This is a genomic window from Mesorhizobium sp. M7A.F.Ca.CA.001.10.2.1 (assembly GCF_003998575.1).
Classification (GTDB): domain Bacteria; phylum Pseudomonadota; class Alphaproteobacteria; order Rhizobiales; family Rhizobiaceae; genus Mesorhizobium.
Map to the genome: position 1 here is coordinate 1 of NZ_RZQY01000954.1, position 1,657 is coordinate 1,657.

Genomic DNA, 1,657 nt, shown 5'->3' on the forward strand with positions numbered 1-1,657 from the left:
ACTATCGGTCAGGACGGAGAGCCCTTCGCCAGGTGCGGCCTGAAGCGTGGCCGGAATGAGGTTCATCGGCGGCGTCGCCAGGAAGCGCGCGACGAAGGTGTTGACCGGGTCGGCATAGACTTCAAGCGGCCGGCCGGCCTGGACCAGGCGACCATCGCGCATGATGCATATGCGATCGCCCATGGTCATGGCCTCGACCTGGTCGTGCGTGACATGGACGATGGTGCGGCCGAGGCGTCGGTGCAGCTTGACGAGTTCGAGCCGCATCTCGGCACGCAGCTGCGCATCGAGGTTGGACAGCGGTTCGTCAAGCAGGAAGGCCGCCGGTTCGCGAACGATCGCCCGGCCGAGCGCGACACGCTGACGCTGGCCGCCCGAAAGCGCTGCCGGCTTGCGGCCGAGAAGATTCTGCAAACCGAGCAGGTTCGCGGCGTCGGCAATCTTGGCATCGATCACTGCTGCGTCGGTGCCGCGCATTTTCAGCCCGAAAGCCATGTTCTGCCGCACCGACATATGCGGATAGAGCGCGTAGCTCTGGAAAACCACCGCGACGTTGCGGTCGCGCGGCGCGACATTGGCGACGCTCTTGCCGCCGATGCGAAGATCGCCGGAGGAGATACTCTCCAGGCCGGCAATCATCCGCAGCGTCGTCGACTTGCCGCATCCCGACGGGCCGAGAAAGATCACGAATTCACCATCGGGAATGGTGAGATCGACCTCATGCACCCCGTAATTGCCATTGCCGTAGAGCTTGGAAACGCGATCGAGCTCGATAGACGCCATAGACTTTCCTCATGAACCCGTCTGACCCGGCTGAACGCCGAAGGCCGAAGTCGAGCGAACGGTCATCTTAGAGAACAAAATGTAACATTGAAAGCCTGCCTTCTGATCATATGTGTTCACTTTTTTGGATGGCGCGTGCCAGCATCAGGATCCGGTTACAGCCGCCAAAAGCCGTCAGGTCATGTAGACGCCGCCGGTCACGTTGACGCCCTGGCCAGTCATGAAGCGGGCTTGATCCGAGCAGAGGAACACGACGACGTCGGCGACATCCTCCGGCAACTCGAGCCGGCCGAGCGGCGTCTGCGCGATATAGTCGGCGACCACCCGTTCGGGCGTGACCTGCCGCAGATGCGCCTCCCATTCGACTTCGCGCGATTGCATGCCGGTCTTGACGAACCCCGGGCAGACGGCATTGACGCGGATTCCCTTGGGCGCGAGCTCGCGGGCAAAGGCCTGCGTCCAGCCGAGCACGGCGAACTTGGATGCCGAATAATGCGCCAGGAGCGGCGCACCGACCTTCGCGGCAAGCGAGGCGGTGTTGACGATGCAGCCCGTGCCTTGCTTGACAAAATGCCGTCCAGCGATCTGATTTGCGAGGAATACCCCGCGCGCATTGACCGAGAAGTTGAAGTCCCACTCCTCGTCGGTCAGATCGAGCGCGTGCTGCATGGTGGACACGCCGGCATTGGCAATCAGGATATCGCAGCCGCCTAGCGCTTCCAGCACAGTGGCAAAGGCCGCCTCGACGGAATCGCGACGGCGAACATCGACCGTGACGGCGGCGGCACCGCCGCCAATCTCCTCGGCCGCCTTGCGCGCGGCGTCGGGATCCAGATCGCCGATCGCCACGGCGACACCCTGCCGCGTCAGGGCG

2 protein-coding genes are annotated in these 1,657 nt (G+C 63.5%); both read right to left on the reverse strand.

All coding sequences use genetic code 11. The features are described from left to right. A partial coding sequence (locus EN964_RS33870) for an ABC transporter ATP-binding protein (RefSeq protein WP_164776322.1) occupies window positions 1–783 on the reverse strand: 783 nt, incomplete at its 3' end. Window positions 784–957: 174 nt separating this feature from the next. Next, on the reverse strand, window positions 958–1,657 hold a 700-nt coding region (locus tag EN964_RS33875; protein WP_164776325.1), incomplete at its 5' end, for an SDR family NAD(P)-dependent oxidoreductase.